Annotated in this window: 19 protein-coding genes; 1 reads left to right on the forward strand and 18 read right to left on the reverse strand. The window is 40.5% G+C overall.

Features of this window, described 5'->3' with window-relative positions; all coding sequences use genetic code 11:
- Positions 1 to 101: 101 nt before the first annotated feature.
- The 18 genes from hemG to mioC form a co-directional block, all read right to left on the reverse strand.
- Positions 102 to 626, reverse strand: a complete 525-nt coding sequence (gene hemG / locus ACXJY6_RS17805) for a menaquinone-dependent protoporphyrinogen IX dehydrogenase (protein WP_458769156.1) — start codon at positions 624 to 626, stop codon at positions 102 to 104.
- A gap of 22 nt (positions 627 to 648) precedes the next feature.
- Positions 649 to 2,106: a TrkH family potassium uptake protein gene (locus ACXJY6_RS17810; protein ID WP_456052958.1), complete on the reverse strand. Its 1,458-nt coding sequence runs from the start codon at positions 2,104 to 2,106 to the stop codon at positions 649 to 651.
- A gap of 15 nt (positions 2,107 to 2,121) precedes the next feature.
- Positions 2,122 to 2,760 carry a YigZ family protein gene (locus tag ACXJY6_RS17815; protein ID WP_456052957.1) on the reverse strand — a complete coding sequence of 213 codons (639 nt, stop codon included), beginning with the start codon at positions 2,758 to 2,760 and terminating at the stop codon, positions 2,122 to 2,124.
- A gap of 106 nt (positions 2,761 to 2,866) precedes the next feature.
- The gene (gene glmU, locus ACXJY6_RS17820; protein ID WP_458769157.1) at positions 2,867 to 4,228 is read right to left on the reverse strand and encodes a bifunctional UDP-N-acetylglucosamine diphosphorylase/glucosamine-1-phosphate N-acetyltransferase GlmU; all 1,362 of its coding nucleotides are present in this window, start codon (positions 4,226 to 4,228) and stop codon (positions 2,867 to 2,869) included.
- Positions 4,229 to 4,389: 161 nt separating this feature from the next.
- A complete protein-coding gene (locus ACXJY6_RS17825; protein ID WP_456052955.1) occupies positions 4,390 to 4,812 on the reverse strand; it encodes a F0F1 ATP synthase subunit epsilon in 423 nt (140 codons plus the stop codon).
- Positions 4,813 to 4,830: 18 nt separating this feature from the next.
- The gene (gene atpD / locus ACXJY6_RS17830; RefSeq protein WP_456052954.1) at positions 4,831 to 6,234 is read right to left on the reverse strand and encodes a F0F1 ATP synthase subunit beta; all 1,404 of its coding nucleotides are present in this window, start codon (positions 6,232 to 6,234) and stop codon (positions 4,831 to 4,833) included.
- A 35-nt stretch (positions 6,235 to 6,269) separates the two neighbouring features.
- A complete protein-coding gene (gene atpG / locus ACXJY6_RS17835) occupies positions 6,270 to 7,139 on the reverse strand; it encodes a F0F1 ATP synthase subunit gamma (protein WP_456052953.1) in 870 nt (289 codons plus the stop codon).
- A gap of 43 nt (positions 7,140 to 7,182) precedes the next feature.
- Entirely contained in the window at positions 7,183 to 8,724 is a 1,542-nt protein-coding gene (gene atpA / locus ACXJY6_RS17840; RefSeq protein ID WP_456052952.1) for a F0F1 ATP synthase subunit alpha, read from the reverse strand.
- A gap of 12 nt (positions 8,725 to 8,736) precedes the next feature.
- Positions 8,737 to 9,270: a F0F1 ATP synthase subunit delta gene (gene atpH, locus ACXJY6_RS17845; RefSeq protein WP_456052951.1), complete on the reverse strand. Its 534-nt coding sequence runs from the start codon at positions 9,268 to 9,270 to the stop codon at positions 8,737 to 8,739.
- Positions 9,271 to 9,284: 14 nt separating this feature from the next.
- Positions 9,285 to 9,755 (reverse strand): F0F1 ATP synthase subunit B, encoded by a 471-nt coding sequence (gene atpF, locus ACXJY6_RS17850; protein WP_456052950.1) that lies wholly within the window; start codon positions 9,753 to 9,755, stop codon positions 9,285 to 9,287.
- Between the two features lie 65 nt (positions 9,756 to 9,820).
- Complete coding sequence (gene atpE, locus ACXJY6_RS17855; RefSeq protein WP_456052949.1) at positions 9,821 to 10,060, reverse strand: F0F1 ATP synthase subunit C; 240 nt, start codon at positions 10,058 to 10,060, stop codon at positions 9,821 to 9,823.
- 37 nt (positions 10,061 to 10,097) lie between these two features.
- The gene (atpB, locus tag ACXJY6_RS17860) at positions 10,098 to 10,880 is read right to left on the reverse strand and encodes a F0F1 ATP synthase subunit A (RefSeq protein ID WP_456052948.1); all 783 of its coding nucleotides are present in this window, start codon (positions 10,878 to 10,880) and stop codon (positions 10,098 to 10,100) included.
- A gap of 12 nt (positions 10,881 to 10,892) precedes the next feature.
- Positions 10,893 to 11,252 carry an ATP synthase subunit I gene (locus ACXJY6_RS17865; protein ID WP_456052947.1) on the reverse strand — a complete coding sequence of 120 codons (360 nt, stop codon included), beginning with the start codon at positions 11,250 to 11,252 and terminating at the stop codon, positions 10,893 to 10,895.
- A gap of 139 nt (positions 11,253 to 11,391) precedes the next feature.
- Positions 11,392 to 12,285, reverse strand: coding sequence for a ParB/RepB/Spo0J family partition protein (locus ACXJY6_RS17870; protein ID WP_456052946.1), 894 nt, complete (start codon positions 12,283 to 12,285; stop codon positions 11,392 to 11,394).
- 21 nt (positions 12,286 to 12,306) lie between these two features.
- Positions 12,307 to 13,080, reverse strand: coding sequence for a ParA family protein (locus tag ACXJY6_RS17875; protein ID WP_456052945.1), 774 nt, complete (start codon positions 13,078 to 13,080; stop codon positions 12,307 to 12,309).
- A 15-nt stretch (positions 13,081 to 13,095) separates the two neighbouring features.
- The gene (rsmG, locus tag ACXJY6_RS17880; RefSeq protein ID WP_456052944.1) at positions 13,096 to 13,728 is read right to left on the reverse strand and encodes a 16S rRNA (guanine(527)-N(7))-methyltransferase RsmG; all 633 of its coding nucleotides are present in this window, start codon (positions 13,726 to 13,728) and stop codon (positions 13,096 to 13,098) included.
- On the reverse strand, positions 13,728 to 15,623 hold the full coding sequence (gene mnmG / locus ACXJY6_RS17885) for a tRNA uridine-5-carboxymethylaminomethyl(34) synthesis enzyme MnmG (protein ID WP_458769158.1): 1,896 nt from the start codon (positions 15,621 to 15,623) through the stop codon (positions 13,728 to 13,730). Before mnmG ends, rsmG begins: the two co-directional genes overlap by 1 nt.
- A 423-nt stretch (positions 15,624 to 16,046) precedes the next feature.
- Positions 16,047 to 16,490 carry an FMN-binding protein MioC gene (gene mioC, locus ACXJY6_RS17890; RefSeq protein WP_456052942.1) on the reverse strand — a complete coding sequence of 148 codons (444 nt, stop codon included), beginning with the start codon at positions 16,488 to 16,490 and terminating at the stop codon, positions 16,047 to 16,049.
- Between the two features lie 434 nt (positions 16,491 to 16,924).
- Here mioC and ACXJY6_RS17895 point away from each other — a divergent pair, with 434 nt between their 5' ends.
- Positions 16,925 to 18,379, forward strand: coding sequence for a circularly permuted type 2 ATP-grasp protein (locus tag ACXJY6_RS17895; protein WP_456052941.1), 1,455 nt, complete (start codon positions 16,925 to 16,927; stop codon positions 18,377 to 18,379).
- Positions 18,380 to 18,382: the final 3 nt, after the last annotated feature.

The raw sequence follows: 18,382 nt of genomic DNA on the forward strand, positions 1-18,382 counted from the left end.
TAAATTGTTAAAGAGCGTTCTTCGTGACTCATCACTGAAGAGGCGGCTATTCTAGCGAGATAATTCTTAGTGTCAAATACTTTATGACAAAAAAATCTATTTTATTGCTGTTTAAACTTTTCGGTAAATTTATCGACTTTATCCCAATTGGTATATTCGACTTCTTTACTTGTATCCGTTTCACCTTTTGTGATTGTCATTATTAGTTTAATCATCATTTTATCGATGAATCGATAACGAGGATATCGAACAGCCCCCGCAAATACACCGATAAATTTTGGCTGCCAAACGGACTTTTTTAAAAACGTCTGCACATACACACTTCCTTCCGGAGTATCTTTTCCTTCGGCTTCTTTACGTGCTGTTAAGTTCACGCAAATAAAGGCTGCATTCAGTGATGTTAACTCTTTATGGTAACGCTCAACAAAACGGTAAAACAACCGATTCAGCTTGCCATATCTTATCGATGCTCCAATAAGAACCTTATCGTAAAGAGTAAAATCCATTTCGTTACATTGATGAATATCGACAAACTCCACCGTATCGTGATCAAACGATTGAGCTATGTGCTTTAAGATTTTTACCGTTTGACCTTCTCGTGTCGAATAAAGAAAAAGTAATTTCATCGTTAACCTTTAGTTTATGTACTTAGCTACGCCAGAATGCTGGGGTAAATAGAATGAGCAATGTGAATATTTCTAACCGCCCAAACAACATAGATACAATCAATACCCATTTTGCTTTGTCATTAATGTCGCCAAAATGTACCGCGACTTCTCCTAAACCAGGTCCAAGGTTATTTAACGTTGCAGCAACCGCCGAAAATGCACTTAATTCATCCATTCCAGTGGCAATTACAGCCAACATACAAATTACAAATACCAAGGTATAAGCAGAGAAAAATCCCCACACAGCATCAACCACTCGAGGAGGAAGTGCACTATCACCCAACTTTATAGGGAAAATAGCCCTAGGATGCACCAAGCGTTTCATCTCTCTCGCACCTTGAACTGTCAACAATAAAATGCGAATAACCTTTAATCCACCACCTGTTGAACCGGCACAACCACCAATGAATGAAGAAAATAGAAGAAGAACAGGAAGAAACAGAGGCCAGTCTGAAAAGCTGGTTGTCGTAAAACCTGCGGTCGTTGAAATGGATACAGTCTGAAAGAGAGCTTGATCAAAAGCTTCAAACGTTGAGTCATATGATTGATGCTGCAATAGCAGAACAAAGCATATAGCAAAAAGAATAAGCTGAATAAATAAAAATGCCCTAAATTCCTTATCTTTCCAATAGTATTTTGGATGAACCCCACCCGATGAAAACACAGCATAATGAAGGGTAAAGTTAGCAGAAGAGACAACAAGGAAAAATACGGTCACCATATTTATAGCGGGACTATCAAAATACCCCATACTAGCGTCATGAGTAGAAAAGCCACCAATTGCAATCGTTGAAAAACTGTGACAAATAGCATCAAAAGGTGTCATTCCAGCAAACCAAAAGCTCACTGCACACGCTATGGTAAGGCTAAGATAGATGTACCATAGTGCTTTAGCGGTTTCTGCTATACGGGGTGTTACTTTGGTATCTTTTACAGGACCTGGTATTTCTGCTCGATATAGCTGCATTCCCCCAATGCCGAGAACTGGAAGAATAGCAACAGCCAATACAATGATTCCCATCCCGCCAAACCACTGTAAAAACTGACGATAAAATAAAATAGCTTTGGGTAGTTCATCTAACCCAACGATTACCGTTGCTCCGGTCGTCGTTAATGCTGAAAATGATTCAAAGAAAGCATCAGTAATCGATACGCTGGGGTTATCAGCAATATAAAATGGTAATGAGCCAGCGCTACCGATAACGACCCAGAAAAGAACGACGATTAAAAAACCATCTCGGGCTTTAAGTTCGTGTTTGTGATAACGATTAGGAAACCAAGATATCCCTCCAATCAATAACAAAACAAAAAATGTCGTAATGAAGGGAACACCTGCACCATCTCGATAGATTAAAGCAACAAATGCCGGTGCTAACATTGAGATACTAAACAATGCGAGCAGTAACCCTACGATTCGAATTATTGACCTAAATTGCATATAACCATGGCTCGCTTAATTGTAATTCTCCTGTGATATAGATAAATCTTGTATCACTATTTTCGCACTACTTTTGTTAATGATTGCTTGGGTGAACGATTCAACATTGCGAACCTCTAATTCAACCACAAAAGTCACTGTATTTGAGTAATGTGATTCTATTTCAACCGCATCGAACAGCTTGAAAACTGATTGAGCTAATGCAACCAAATCATACTCTAATGTAAGAGTTCTTTGAGTGGTTACTTTTTTCTCAATTGTTTGTAACAATTTAAGTGCTGATTGAACTCCACCACCATACGCTTTTACTAAACCACCCGTGCCGAGTTTTATGCCTCCAGAATATCGCGTAACAACCGCACAGAGTTCTCCTACCCCAGAGCCAGATAACTGGGCCAACATGGGTTTCCCAGCTGTTCCTGATGGCTCTCCGTCATCACTAAAGCCCCACTTCATAGAGTCCTCAGGTCGCCCTGCAGCAAATGCCCAGCAATTATGGCGCGCATCAGGGTGCTTATTCTTAATGGTATTAACATATCTCTTCGCCTCTTCAATAGAAGAAACATGTTGAAGATAAGTAATAAAACGACTTTTTTTTATTTCCTCTTCAAAAACTACAGATTCTAAAGGGATTAAATAGGGCTGATCTTGCATGAGTTCCACTGATACATGGCTAAACTCGAAGTTTAGCGACAAAAAGCGAAGGAATCCTAGACAGTATCATAAAAAAGAAAAGCTCCCATATCGGAGCTTCCCTGATCTAGGCTTTTTTTGTTGGTCGAGGCCAATTTACGATTCTACGTTCCTTAGCTCGAGTAATCACTAATTCACCCTGTGCGACGTCCTTCGTCACAGTAGAACCAGCGCCTATTGTCACACCATCATCGATAGTCACTGGAGCTACTAACTGAGAATCAGATCCGACAAAAACATCATCACCAATGATGGTCTTATGCTTATTCGCACCATCATAGTTACAAGTAATTGTTCCAGCACCAATATTCGTACGTTTACCAATTGATGCATCACCAATATAGGTTAAATGATTCGCTTTAGATCCTTCACCTATCTGAGAGTTTTTAACTTCAACAAAATTACCTACATGAGCATCATTTTTCATTTCGGCACCAGGACGTAACCGAGTAAAAGGCCCAATAGTACAGTCCTCGCCAACGGTCGCACCTTCAATAACGCTATAGGGACGAATCAATGTATTGTCATCAATTTCACAATTAATCAATACACTACCCGCTCCAACGATAACGTTATCTCCCAATGTTACATTCCCTTCAATAACAACATTTACATCGATTTCGACATCTTGACCACATTGAATTTGTCCACGTAGATCGAAACGATTGGGATCTCTTAACATTACACCTTGAGCCAATAACTCATTAGCTTGTCTTAATTGAAATTGTCTTTCTAACTTAGCTAATTGAACGCGATCATTTACCCCTTCCACTTCCATAGTGTTTTGTGGGTGTACGGCCTCTATCCGACTTCCATCTTTATATGCCGCTGCGATCACATCAGTAAGGTAGAATTCTCCTTGAGCATTATTATTATCAAGGCCTGCAAGCCATTTATTTAAATTTTTCCCTGATGCGACCAAAACACCGGTATTGACTTCATTAATCAATTTTTGCTGCTCTGAGGCATCTTTTTGCTCCACTATGGCGATAACTTGATCATGATCGCGAACAATACGTCCATAGCCCGTAGGGTTTTCAAGTTGAACCGTAAGCAGAGCGATGCCATCTTGTGGCTGAGAATCCAGTAGTAGAGATATTGTTTCTTCCGAGATAAGCGGCACATCACCGTATAGAACGATTATCTGTTCATTATCCTCAAATAGAGGTGAGGCTTGTGCAACGGCATGTCCTGTACCAAGTTGATCGGCTTGTAAAACCCAATTAACTGACTCTTGTCCTAAGGTTGATTTCATCAATTCACTACCGTGGCCATACACTAGGTGAATATTATTCACACCAATGCTTTGGCAAGTATCGATTACATGCTTCACCATAGGTTTACCCACTAAAGTATGAAGAACTTTTGGTTTTTTCGAATACATACGAGTTCCCTTACCCGCAGCCAAAATAACAGCACTGAATTTCATTGAACAACCTTTGTAAATAATTGAATTATTATGATTCTAATAGTGAATAACCGCTAAGGTAACTTAAATCCGTTATTTTTGCGTGAAAATACAAATCTAATCTTATAGCTATTAAAAAGGCGACCCTAAGGTCGCCTTTTTTCTCACATCGATAAACTAAATTAACGACGTTTCTTAGTAAGCTCAATAACTCGTAACTGAGCCATGGCTTTAGCCAGTTCACTGGCCGCCTGTGCGAAGTCCATATCTCCGTGTGAAGATTTCATATCCTCTTCAGCACGACGTTTGGCTTCTTCTGCCTTGGCAGTGTCTAGTTCTTCCCCACGAATGGCAGTATCAGCAAGAACCGTTGAGGTTCTTGGCTGAACTTCTACTATGCCACCAGAAACATAAATAATTTCTTCTTCGCCGTGTTCTTTAACTATACGAACCATACCAGGCTTAACAGCGGTCAATAACGGAGCATGACCATGGTAAATACCAAGTTCACCTTCGCTACCGGTCACCTGAAATGTTTGAACGTAGCCAGAGAAAAGTTTTTTCTCTGCACTAACTACATCTAGGTGAAAGGTTATTGCTGCCATATCGCCTCCCAGTTAGCCTTACAGCTTTTTAGCATTCTCAACAACATCGTCGATAGCACCACAGTACATAAACGCCTGCTCTGGAATATCGTCGTATTCACCAGCTAATACACCTTTGAATCCACGTAATGTCTCTTTTAGAGATACGTAAACACCAGGGTCACCAGTAAAGACTTCTGCTACGTGGTAAGGTTGAGTTAGAAAACGTTCAATCTTACGTGCACGAGCAACGGTTAGCTTATCATTTTCAGATAGCTCATCCATCCCGAGGATCGCGATAATGTCTTTAAGCTCTTTATAACGTTGCAGAGTTTGCTGAACACCACGAGCGATATCATAGTGATCTTGACCAACAACCAAAGGATCAAGCATACGAGATGTTGAATCTAGTGGGTCGATCGCTGGGTATAGACCCATCGCTGCGATATTACGGTTAAGTACAACTGTTGCATCTAAGTGAGCAAATGTTGTTGCTGGTGATGGGTCAGTCAAGTCATCCGCAGGTACATAAACTGCCTGTACAGAAGTGATAGAGCCCGTCTTAGTAGAAGTGATACGTTCTTGAAGAACACCCATCTCTTCCGCTAGTGTTGGCTGATAACCTACCGCAGAAGGCATACGACCTAATAGTGCCGATACTTCTGTTCCCGCAAGGGTATAACGGTAAATGTTATCGATGAATAGCAGTACATCACGACCTTCATCACGGAACTTTTCTGCCATAGTAAGACCAGTCAACGCTACGCGAAGACGGTTTCCTGGTGGCTCGTTCATCTGACCGTAAACCATTGCTACTTTTGATTCTTCAGGGTTTTCGATGTTTACAACACCTGCTTCCTGCATCTCAAAGTAGAAATCGTTACCTTCACGAGTACGTTCACCAACGCCCGCAAAAACAGATAAACCTGAGTGTTGTAATGCGATGTTGTTGATAAGTTCCATCATGTTAACGGTCTTACCTACACCTGCACCACCAAACAGACCGATTTTACCACCTTTCGCAAATGGACAAATCAAGTCGATTACTTTTACACCCGTTTCTAAAAGTTCAGTTGCATTTGACTGATCTTCGTAGCTTGGTGCTGGTCGGTGAATAGAGTAAAGCTCTTCTGCACCAATATCACCACATTCGTCAATCGCATCACCAAGTACATTCATGATACGACCAAGAGTCTTAGTACCCACTGGTACTGAGATTGGAGCTCCAGTATTTTCAACTGTCATTCCACGACGTAAACCATCAGAGCTACCCATTACGATTGCGCGAATTACGCCACCGCCAAGTTGCTGTTGAACTTCAAGAACTAGACGCTCTTTAGATTCCGCAACATTCAGAGCACTATATACACTAGGTACATCACTCTGTGGGAACTCTACGTCGACTACCGCACCGATGATCTGTACGATCTTACCTGTAGCCATCGTTAATCCTCTAAACTAATTCGTTTAACCTAAGCTTAAACCGCTGCAGCACCTGAAACGATTTCTGATAGTTCTTGTGTAATCGCTGTTTGACGAGCTTTGTTATACACAAGTTGCAAATCATCTATCAAGTTACCTGCATTGTCTGTCGCCGCTTTCATTGCAACCATACGAGCCGCTTGCTCACAAGCAAGATTCTCTACGACCCCTTGATATACCTGAGACTCTACATAACGTTTTAACAACATATCTAGTAGAGGTTTTGGTTCAGGCTCATAAAGGTAATCCCATGAGTGCTGTCGCTCCGACAAATCTTCGCTGTCCGATTTAGGCAAAGGTAGTAATTGATCGATCGTTGGTTCTTGCGTCATAGTGTTTACAAATTTATTAAACACTACATACAGGCGATCCAACTCACCTTCATCATATTTCTTAAGCATCACGCTGACAGAACCTATCAACTCTTCTAGTGAAGGAGAATCCCCTAAACCAGAAACTTGAGCTGATAATTTAGCGCCACTGCTCTTAAAGAATGCTGTTGCCTTTGAACCAATAACGGCCAAATCAACTTCTGCACCTTTTTCCTTCCATGACTTCATGTCCAAAAGGGCATTTTTGAACAAGTTAATGTTCAAACCACCACATAGACCACGGTCGGAAGAAACAATGATATAACCAACACGTTTAGCATCACGCACTTCTAGATATGGATGTTTATATTCTAGATTTGCGTTTGCCACATGACCGATCACGTTACGCATGGTTTCAGCGTATGGACGAGATGACTCCATAGCGTCTTGACTACGACGCATCTTTGAAGCAGCTACCATTTCCATCGCTTTAGTAATTTTCTGAGTGCTTTTAACACTACCGATTTTACTACGTATCTCTTTTGCGCCGGCCATCGTTACTCTCCATTAGTAGGTGGCGTTAAAACCACCAACTTCATTACCAAGTTTGGGTTGCTATAAACTCATCAACAAGCGATTTTAACTTCGCTTCGATGTCATCGTTATAAGCACCGGTTTGGTTAATCTCAGCTGCTAAATCAGCATATTGATTGTGAGCAAACGATAGTAGTGCTTCTTCGAAATCAAGAAGTTTATCCAACTCGATATCCGTCAAGTAACCACGTTCAGCCGCAAAAATAACCAAGCCTTGAGCAAATACAGACATTGGAGCGTACTGTTTCTGCTTCATTAACTCTGTTACTTTCTGACCATGATCAAGCTGACTTTTCGTTGCTTCATCAAGATCTGATGCGAACTGTGCGAACGCTGCTAACTCACGATATTGAGCAAGTGCCGTACGGATACCGCCAGACAGCTTCTTAATAATCTTAGTTTGCGCTGAGCCACCTACACGAGAAACTGAAATACCAGGGTCAACTGCTGGACGTACGCCCGAGTTAAATAGCTCAGTTTGTAGGAAGATCTGACCATCGGTAATCGAAATTACGTTCGTCGGTACGAATGCAGAAACATCACCCGCTTGAGTTTCAATGATAGGAAGAGCGGTCAAAGAACCTGTTTTTCCTTTCACTTCACCATTAGTGAATTTCTCTACGTAATCTGCATTTACACGAGCAGCACGCTCTAGTAGACGAGAGTGTAAGTAGAAAACATCACCTGGGAATGCTTCACGACCTGGTGGACGTTTCAATAGCAGAGAAATCTGACGATACGCTACAGCTTGTTTAGATAGATCATCATAAACAATCAGAGCATCTTCACCACGATCTCGGAAGTACTCACCCATCGCACAACCAGAATAAGGTGCTAGGTATTGTAATGCTGCTGATTCAGAAGCTGATGCAACAACAATTACTGTGTTTGAAAGTGCACCGTGCTCTTCTAGCTTACGAACTACGTTAGCGATAGTAGAGGCTTTCTGACCAATTGCGACATAAACAGAGAAAATACCTGAATCTTTCTGGTTGATGATTGCATCGATCGCCATAGCAGTTTTACCTACCTGACGGTCACCGATGATTAGCTCACGCTGACCACGGCCGATTGGAATCATCGAGTCGACTGATTTGTAACCAGTTTGCACAGGCTGATCAACCGATTGACGTTCGATTACACCTGGTGCAATAACTTCTACAGGAGAAGTTAGTTTTGCTTCAATAGGACCTTTACCATCAATTGGCTCACCCAATGTATTTACTACACGGCCAAGCAATTCAGGTCCTACAGGTACTTCTAGAATACGACCAGTACCTGTTACTTTAGTGCCTTCCTTAAGGTCGGCATATGGGCCCATTACAACCGCACCAACCGAGTCGCGCTCGAGGTTAAGTGCTAGTGCATAACGACCACCCGGTAATTCAATCATTTCACCTTGCATCACGTCCGCTAGGCCGTGAATGCGAATAATACCATCGCTTACCGATACGATAGTACCTTCGTTGCGAGCTTCACTAACAACGCTGAAAGATTCAATACGCTGTTTGATTAGATCGCTAATTTCCGTGGAATTAAGTTGCATGCTCCATCCCCATTAAGACTGCAATGCATCGCCCAGGCGGTTTAAATTACCACGCACTGAGTTATCGATGACAAGGTCTCCGGCTCGAATTACAACCCCACCAAGTAGGGTCTCTTCTATACTGCAGTTCAGCTGTACTTTGCGTTCAAGACGCGCTTCCAGTTTTTTGCTGATGTCTGTAAGTTGTTGTTTAGAAAGTTTAGTTGCCGAAACAACTTCTACATCTAACGTTTTTTCGTAATCACTCTTAAGAGTAAAGTACTGCTCACAAACCTCAGGAAGGGCCGATAGTCGACCATTCTCAGCCATTACCTTTATTAGGTTCTGACCATATTCATCAAACTGTTCACCACAAACCGCAACAAATATTTCTGCAAGTTTATCTGCAGCCATAGAGCTATGTAATAACTCATGGACCTGTTCGTTTTTGGTAACTTCAGCAGCAAAGGTTAACATCTCAGCCCATTGGGTAAGTTGTCCCTTGTCTACCGCAAAGTCAAAAGCTGCTTTAGCATAGGGGCGTGCTATTGTTGTCAATTCAGACATTTACGCACCCCTCTTTAAAGTTTTGCAGTAATGTTATCAAGAATATCTTTGTGCGCATCTTTATCGATAGAACGCTCTAGGATTTTCTCGGCACCAGCAACAGCCAGATTAGCAACTTGCTTACGTAAGTCGTCTCGTGCACGAACGCGTAAAGCTTCAACTTCAGCTTCAGCTTGAGCAAGAATTTTTTCGCGCTCAGCTACCGCTTCTTCTCGAGCTTCCTCGATAATTTGTAACTTACGTTTGTTCGCTTGATCAACTACATCAGCAGCTGTTCTTTTTGCTTCTTTCATACGATCAGAAGCATTAGCCTTAGCTAGATCCAGGTCTTTTTCAGCGCGTTCCGCCGCTGATAAGCCATCTGCAATTTTCTTCTGGCGCTCTTCAATAGCAGCCATCAAAGGTGGCCACACATATGTCATGCAGAACCATACAAAGATTGCAAAAGCTATAGCCTGACCAACTAGAGTAGCGTTAATGTTCACCGCCGACTCCTCTATGTTTGCAAATTAAAATAAACACTAATTAAATCAGTGCAATTTGACGTTTCTTAGCCAGCTACTGCGAACATAACATACAGACCTAGACCAACAGAGATCATAGGAATTGCGTCCACAAGACCCATTACGATAAAGAACTGGGTACGAATGAGAGGGATAAGATCTGGCTGACGAGCTGCACCTTCTAGGTACTTACCACCGAGCATACCGATACCAATCGCTGCACCGATGGCTGCTAGACCCATCATGATTGCTGCTGCAATATACAAACTTTCCATTATTGACTCCAAGTAATAGCTAATTGAGTATTATTTTTAAATAAATTAATTAGTGTTCTTCTGATGCTTGAGATAAATAAACTACCGTCAATACCATGAAGATAAATGCTTGTAACGTGATGATCAGAATATGGAAAATCGCCCAAGGCACAGACAAAATCCATTGTGACCACCATGGTAACAAACCAGCGATGAGGATAAATATTAACTCCCCAGCGTACATGTTACCGAACAAACGAAGACCTAACGATACAGGCTTCGAAATCAATGTCACCCCTTCCAATATCAAGTTAATTGGAATGAATGCCCAATGATTAAACGGTTGTAGAGTTAACTCTTTAGCAAACCCAACAGGTCCTTTGATTTTGATACTGTAGAACAAAATCAATAGGAAAACACCTAGTGCCATCGACAGCGTAATATTTACATCCGCTGACGGAACAACACGTAGATAATGAACTCCAACCAAGCCAGCAACGTGCGGCAGGAAGTCCACTGGAATCAAATCCATTAAGTTCATTAGGAACACCCATCCAAAGATGGTTATTGCTAATGGAGCAACTAATGCACTTTTACCAGAAAATACATCTTTCACCGTGCCATCTACAAATTCGACGAGTATTTCGACGAAACATTGCAGTTTGCCAGGAACCCCACTTGTTGCATTTTTAGCAACGCGATAAAAGCCCCAAATCATAAAAGAGCCCAAGAGCACTGATATGATCATAGAGTCTAAATTTAGACTCCAGAAACCTTCACCCGTACTTAAAAATGTTAAGTGGTGAGAGATATATTCTTGAGAGGTTAGAGCGGCTTCACCTGAACCAGACATCGAATATCCTATCTATTCACGGATTAATGAAAAAAATGACGTTACGAACTGAACTACACCGCCGGCACAATAACAAACAATAAAAACCGCAGGGTCTACATCTATCTCTTTAAAGACATAAACTAAGAAACCCGCTGTCATTACTAATTTATATATATTACTCACATATGCACGACCAACCACAGCATGAGCATTGCTCGATGGTTTTTGCATATATGCGTTAGCTAAAAGTGTAGGACCACTGTACGCAAGCCCCCCTAGAAAAGCAGAAAAACCGCTTTTCTCATCTAACGTGTAGAAAAGAACGGTTGCAACTAACATAAAAAAACTGATTTGCCACAAAAATGACAATACAAACCATTTTTTTAACATAAGTTACCGTCCATTAACCACTCGTCGATTATACATCCGACCCTATCTATTACAAGAAAGTCGAATCTACAATTCCTTTAGATACATCACAAAACAACATGAATTGTAAAACAAAGTTCTCATAAATGATCTTTATGTATCAACTTTCAAGTTTTTGCATCATAGCTTGTAACATATCTTCTAAATTATTGTGATCACCAATACTAATAGTAATTTTGCCATTACCGTTACTATTTAAGGCAACCGATACATCCGCCTGCAATAACTCACCTAACTTTTCAGACAATTGAAGAGTATTATCCGTGGCTACAGGTTTTTCTTTAACTTCTTTAGGCGCTAAAGCTTTTTTAACAAGTTGTTCAGTTTGTCGAACCGTTAATTGCTTCTTTGCGACCTCTTTCGCGACATCAACTTGTTGATATCCGTCTAAGGCTAGGAGCGCTCTTGCATGCCCCATATCAATCTGTTTTTCTTCGACTAAGGTTTTAACATTGGCATCTAATTGATTTAAACGCAATAAATTACTCACAGCCGTTCGAGATTTACCTATAACATCAGCTACTTGCTGATGTGTCAATGCAAACTCATCTTGCAAACGAGCTAGAGCTCTAGCTTCTTCGATTGCATTTAAATCTTCACGTTGAATATTTTCTATTAACGCCATAGCAATGGCTGTTCGATCTTCAACGGACTTAATAATACAAGGGACTTTCGTCAAACCAGCGTGTTTAGCTGCACGCCATCTACGTTCACCCGCAATAATTTCAAAATTATCAGATTCTAGTGGCCTAACCACAATAGGTTGGATAATTCCTTGAGATTGAATTGAAGCGGCCAGCTCTTCCAATGCCTCGGGAGACATGTTTTTACGCGGCTGATAGACCCCTGGTTTAAGCAGAGAAGTAGCAATATCCGTTAAATCACCGTTCATTGATAAAGCTTGACTATGAGACGCTAATTGTTGTTTTTCTCTCGCTAATGAGCTGGTAGACAGCAATGCATCCAGCCCTTTACCTAAACCACGTTTTGTCATTCGAGCGAATTCCTATTAATTTTATGCGTGAACTTCTTCACGACGAAGCATTTCGCCAGCTAAGGCTAGATAAGATTTTGAACCGGCAGAATATTTATCATAATACATTGCAGGTTTGCCATGACTAGGTGCTTCGGCAAGACGTACATTTCGAGGAATAACAGTTCGGTAAACTTTATCACCAAAGTGTTTTTTCAATTGATCTGATACTTCGTTAGAAAGTCGATTACGTGGATCATACATGGTACGTAAAAGCCCTTCGATCTTAAGATCATTATTTACCACAGCAGCTAATTTACTGATCGTATCCATTAACGCTGTTAATCCTTCTAATGCATAGTACTCACATTGCATTGGCACTAAAACGGAATCCGCCGCTGCCATAGCATTGATTGTAAGAAGGTTTAGAGAAGGTGGACAATCTATAAAGATGAAATCATAGTTATCACGAACCGATGATAGTATATTTTTTAAACGAACTTCTCTCGCAAATACTTCCATAAGTTTGATTTCAGCGGCAGTAACGTCTCCGTTTGCCGCAATAAGATGATAATGGCCAGTGGTACTTTCACACACGACTTGTTCAAAAGTAGCATCTTCAACAAGCAGGTCGTAAGCAGTATAATCAACCTGATATTTATCGATACCGCTTGCCATCGTAGCATTTCCTTGCGGATCTAAATCAATTACCAATACTTTACGTTTGGTCGCGGCCATAGAGGCGGCTAAATTGACACAAGTCGTCGTTTTTCCTACACCACCTTTCTGGTTGGCAATTGCTACAATTTTACCCACTTTTTGCCTCGCTGATTAATCCCTACGCGATAAGACTACAAGATGTCGCTCACCTTCCAACTCTGGAACGGCCAAAGCTTTGACTTCTGTCACACAACACCAGTTTGGTAAGTGTTCTATCTCATCCCTTGGCATCTGTCCTTTCAGTGCTAAAAATATACCTGATTTCGATTTAGGTAAATGCTGACACCAACTTACCATATCAGACATGGAAGCGAATGCACGACTAAGCACTACATCAAATTTTTCATCTGGTTGAAACAGTTCTACTCGACTTTGTACTGTCGTAACGTTGGAAATACGTAACTCATGTAATACTTGCTTAATAAAACGAATTCGCTTTCCTAAACTATCAAGTAAATGAAATGATTTATCTGGATTCATTATGGCTAATGGAATTCCAGGTAAACCAGGCCCAGTGCCAACATCAATGATTCGCTCTCCATTAAGATACGGACTCACGACAATACTGTCCATAATATGTCGGATCAACATTTCCATAGGATCGCGCACTGAAGTTAAGTTATACGCTTTATTCCATTTATTGAGTAACTCTACATAACCCACCAATTGATCGCGTTGATGCTGGGAAACGTCTAAATCTGTTTGAGCAATAAGTTGATCCAGTTTAGCATGCAGATTCACCATTATGCCGCTTCCCCTTTTTTCAACATGCCATTCTTTTTGAGATAAACCAATAATATTGAAATAGCAGCTGGTGTCACCCCTGATATACGAGATGCAATACCTATGGTTTCTGGCTTAGAGTCATTAAGCTTAACAACCACTTCATTCGACAATCCATTCACGTGTTTATAATCTAAATCGGTCGGCAATTTTGTATTTTCATGGCGAAGTGACTTTTCAATCTCATCCAATTGACGATTAATATAGCCTTCGTATTTTACTTGAATTTCAACTTGCTCAGACGCTTGAGTATCCTCGATTGCAGGAGCAAAATGATCAAGGTTTGCAAGTTGTTGATAATTTAATTCTGGTCGGCGTAATAGATCTTCACCACTGGCTTCTCGAGAGATTGGGGTTTTCAACAACAAATTAAGTTTTTCAACATCCTGAGATTTAGGGTTAATCCAAATATCTTTCAAGCGCTGACGTTCTTTTTCAATATTTTCAATTTTTTGATTAAACCGCTCCCATCGAAGATCATCGACCAACCCAAGTTCTCGACCTTTCTCTGTTAAACGCAAATCGGCATTATCTTCTCGTAACAATAATCGATATTCAGCTCGAGACGTAAACATACGGTAGGGCTCTTGAGTGCCTAATGTTGAAAGATCATCAATTAATACGCCCATATAAGCCTGATCTCGACGTGGACTCCATCCTTCTTTGCCTTGAGCATATAGACTGGCATTCATACCCGCCATTAAACCTTGTGCGCCTGCCTCTTCGTAACCAGTCGTACCGTTTATTTGACCTGCGAAAAACAGACCAGATACAAATTTAGTCTCATAAGTTTGCTTTAAATCACGAGGATCAAAGTAATCGTATTCAATTGCGTAGCCTGGTCGAACAATATGAGCATTTTCAAAACCTTTCATCGATCGAACTATTTTCACTTGAACGTCAAAAGGTAAGCTCGTGGAGATACCATTAGGATAGAGTTCGGTCGTGGTTAACCCTTCAGGTTCAACAAAAATTTGATGACTGTTTTTATCAGCATACCTCATGACCTTATCTTCTATCGAAGGACAATAACGAGGTCCTATACCTTCAATAACACCTGAATACATAGGGCTACGATCGAGATTAGCACGGATAACATCATGAGTATTTTCATTGGTATGAGTAATAAAACATGGTATTTGTCTTGGATGCTGGCTGACATCTCCTAAAAATGAAAATACAGGTAATGGTGTATCACCATGTTGAACATCAAGCTGAGAATAGTCGACAGTATTTCCGTCAATTCTTGGTGGAGTGCCAGTTTTTAAACGATCAACTCGAAATGGCAATTCACGAAGACGTTGAGCTAGAGCTATGGATGGTGGATCCCCAGCTCGCCCCCCAGCAGAGCTTTCCATACCGATATGGATCTTTCCGCCTAAAAATGTTCCAACTGTTAACACGACCGCTTTAGAATGAATCTTAAGACCCATCTGAGTAACAACACCAATAACGTGATCATTTTCAACCAGTAGATCATCGGCAGATTGTTGAAATAAAGTTAAGTTTGGTGTGTTTTCTAATGCATTTCTAACAAATGATTTGTACAGAGCACGATCAGCTTGAGCACGAGTTGCTCTAACTGCAGGTCCTTTGGATCCATTCAATGTTCTAAACTGAATTCCAGCATGATCAATGGCTTGTGCCATCAACCCACCAAGAGCATCGATCTCTTTAACTAAATGTCCTTTCCCTATTCCACCAATGGCTGGATTACAAGACATTTGTCCTAAAGTATCAATATTGTGAGTTAGTAATAGGGTTTTTTGTCCTGTTCGAGCAGAGGCAAGTGCTGCTTCTGTTCCAGCATGGCCGCCGCCGATAACAATGACATCGAAGTTTTCGTGATAAAGCATGGAGCGACCTCAAGTAGTCAACAGTTAGAAATATTTGTTCAAGGGAGGCGTATTCTACCCTCTTTCCAATGACTAGAAAATCGCTTTTCGCGTTTTTGTTTTTCTACAGATCTTAGATAAATATTATATAGATCTTTATATAGATCTTTTTATTAGATCTACTATTAGGGAAGAGGATCTCTGTGGATAAGCGGAAAATGATCAATAAGATCATGGATCAAATAGAGATCAGATCATGTGATCAATCATTGATCTGATCATGTTTATATTGTGTTTAAGTCGCTTAGTTATACACAGACAATGCTGTAATAAAAAGATATTCATGGGATAACTATAGGATATTAACGGGATAAAATTATAGTTATGCACATTTGATCATTTTAAACTCTTAACTTGTGCTTAAGTATGTTGATATAAATTTTCCTATTGATTTACTAAAGCAAGCTTATTTTCATTAAACCATAGGCTAGCTGCGTCTTCCGGGACAGAATACTCCAATACATCAATTGTAAAACAATCCACAATCGAAGTTGCACCTATATCTTCGAGCAATGAATGGGCCGTTTTTCCTGCTTGACAAAATGTGTCGTAACTAGAGTCGCCAATTGAAATAATTGCGTATTTTAATTGGTCAGTTCGCGGAGGTGTGTCCTGTAATTCCGCAATAAAAGGCTGAATATTGTCTGGAAAATCACCTGCTCCATGAGTTGATGTGACGATTAACCAAATTCCTTGGACTGGAATATCCGATAAATTCGGTTGATTATGGATCACGCTCTCGATGCCTTCTTTAGATAGTAAGTCGCTAAGGTGATCGCCGACATATTCAGCACTGCCTAATGTACTTCCCGTAATTATTTGGATCATGGTTGTTCCTATCAGAAGGTTATATGACTGGTGTTGTTAAATTGTAATATAAGTTGAGTTTATGAGAAAGAATAGAGTGAAGATCCTGTAGTTAAGTTGTGCGCATATAATTTTAGGCAAGTGATAGCCGTACGTGTGAGGATCTTTGCATTAATTATTTATTTTGTGGATAAATGATCGTTTAAAGGACGTATTCGTGTTTTGCTATGAGTTATCGATACCTTTATTTATACCGTTAGTTAAGATTAATGGTTGTGGCTCGAACTTTGCTTTTCTTATTTATACCTGTTTAAGTGGTATCTGATTGTTGGTGATATGATCGTCATACATTCAATCAGTTAAGTAGAATAACAAATAAAACATGGCTACTAGTATGATGCTAAAAAGCGAATCCTAGGTAATCTTGGTCGTGATGTAAAAGGGATGGTACTCCGATGGAAAAAATGACTCGAGACTATGATTCAAAGGTTTTTTTTGATGAACTTATTGATAGTTCGCAGGTTCCGAGAAAGTCGGCAAAGCAATTATTTAAATATCTAGAATCTCTTTCAAAAGAAGAGCTTGAAAAAAGAAAGCTGACAGCTGAAGCAACTGTTCAGGAAATGGGAATTAGCTTTACTGTCTATACAGAAGAAGGAAATATTGATAGAGCTTGGCCGTTCGATATCATTCCGCGAACGATTGAAGCAAAAGATTGGCAGATAGCAGAAGCGGGGCTGAAACAAAGGCTTACAGCGTTAAATAGGTTTATTGATGACCTTTATCATGATCAATTATGTATTAAAGATGGCATCATTCCAGAGCATATAATTAAAGATTCTCAGAATTTTAGACCGGAATGTGTCGGTGTGTCGCCCGCTTTTGGTGTTTGGGCCCATATTTGTGGCACCGATTTGGTGCGTGCTGACGATGGTGAGTTTTATGTTCTAGAAGATAACCTCCGAGTTCCTTCTGGAGTGTCCTATATGCTCGAAAATAGGGCAATAACAAAACGCGTACTTCCCGAGCTGTTCGAGAATGATGATATTCTTCCTATTGATTCCTATACCTCTCAGCTTTTTGAAACACTTTCCGCGCTGTCTCCTCGAAAAATAGAACGTCCCGAAATCGTTGTATTAACGCCAGGAATCTTTAATTCGGCTTACTTTGAACATGCTTTCTTGGCTCAGCAGATGGGAGCTGAATTGGTTGAAGGCGATGATCTCTACGTATCTGATGATGATTGTGTCTATATGAAGACGATTTATGGCCCTGAAAGAGTTGATGTGATCTATCGTCGAATTGACGATATGTTTATTGATCCTGAAGTATTTAATGAAGATTCAATGTTGGGTGTGCCAGGTTTAATTAGAGCTTGGAAAGCAGGTAATGTAGCTTTAGCCAATGCACCTGGAGCTGGTGTTGCTGATGATAAAGTGGTGTATGCGTACGTTCCTGAATTAATCAGATACTATTTAGATGAAGAACCAATTCTTAAGAATGTTGAAACATTTCTATGTGAAGATCCCGAGCAACGAGAATACGTATTGCAAAATCTCGATAAATTGGTGGTGAAACCAGCGAACGAATCGGGTGGCTATGGAATGTTGGTCGGTCCTCATTCTACAAAAGAAGAACAAGACGTTTTCGCTAAGTTAATTGTTGAAAATCCGAGAAATTATATTGGACAACCAACATTAAAGTTGTCAACGGCCCCAATTTTAACTGATCAAGGGACGATTGAACCGCGTCACCTCGATCTACGACCATTTGTCCTTCAGAGTGATAAATCATACGTTACGACAGGTGGGTTAACTCGTGTGGCAATGACAAAAGGGTCACTTGTCGTCAATTCATCACAAGGTGGTGGCAGTAAAGACACTTGGATAGTGGGTACAAAAGGAGAGTAGATA

It is taken from the genome of Vibrio phycocola (assembly GCF_054404255.1).

Excerpts from the sequence above, each read along its gene's own strand:
- mnmG (WP_458769158.1), bottom strand. The coding sequence starts at position 15,623 with ATGCTTTATCACGAAAACTTCGATGTCATTGTTATCGGCGGCGGCCAT.
- mioC (WP_456052942.1), bottom strand. The coding sequence starts at position 16,490 with ATGATCCAAATAATTACGGGAAGTACATTAGGCAGTGCTGAATATGTC.
- hemG (WP_458769156.1), bottom strand. The coding sequence starts at position 626 with ATGAAATTACTTTTTCTTTATTCGACACGAGAAGGTCAAACGGTAAAA.
- atpD (WP_456052954.1), bottom strand. The coding sequence starts at position 6,234 with ATGGCTACAGGTAAGATCGTACAGATCATCGGTGCGGTAGTCGACGTA.
- ACXJY6_RS17895 (WP_456052941.1), top strand. The coding sequence starts at position 16,925 with ATGGAAAAAATGACTCGAGACTATGATTCAAAGGTTTTTTTTGATGAA.
- atpH (WP_456052951.1), bottom strand. The coding sequence starts at position 9,270 with ATGTCTGAATTGACAACAATAGCACGCCCCTATGCTAAAGCAGCTTTT.
- atpA (WP_456052952.1), bottom strand. The coding sequence starts at position 8,724 with ATGCAACTTAATTCCACGGAAATTAGCGATCTAATCAAACAGCGTATT.
- atpG (WP_456052953.1), bottom strand. The coding sequence starts at position 7,139 with ATGGCCGGCGCAAAAGAGATACGTAGTAAAATCGGTAGTGTTAAAAGC.
- ACXJY6_RS17825 (WP_456052955.1), bottom strand. The coding sequence starts at position 4,812 with ATGGCAGCAATAACCTTTCACCTAGATGTAGTTAGTGCAGAGAAAAAA.
- rsmG (WP_456052944.1), bottom strand. The coding sequence starts at position 13,728 with ATGGTGAATCTGCATGCTAAACTGGATCAACTTATTGCTCAAACAGAT.
- atpB (WP_456052948.1), bottom strand. The coding sequence starts at position 10,880 with ATGTCTGGTTCAGGTGAAGCCGCTCTAACCTCTCAAGAATATATCTCT.
- glmU (WP_458769157.1), bottom strand. The coding sequence starts at position 4,228 with ATGAAATTCAGTGCTGTTATTTTGGCTGCGGGTAAGGGAACTCGTATG.
- ACXJY6_RS17810 (WP_456052958.1), bottom strand. The coding sequence starts at position 2,106 with ATGCAATTTAGGTCAATAATTCGAATCGTAGGGTTACTGCTCGCATTG.
- ACXJY6_RS17870 (WP_456052946.1), bottom strand. The coding sequence starts at position 12,285 with ATGACAAAACGTGGTTTAGGTAAAGGGCTGGATGCATTGCTGTCTACC.
- ACXJY6_RS17815 (WP_456052957.1), bottom strand. The coding sequence starts at position 2,760 with ATGCAAGATCAGCCCTATTTAATCCCTTTAGAATCTGTAGTTTTTGAA.
- ACXJY6_RS17865 (WP_456052947.1), bottom strand. The coding sequence starts at position 11,252 with ATGTTAAAAAAATGGTTTGTATTGTCATTTTTGTGGCAAATCAGTTTT.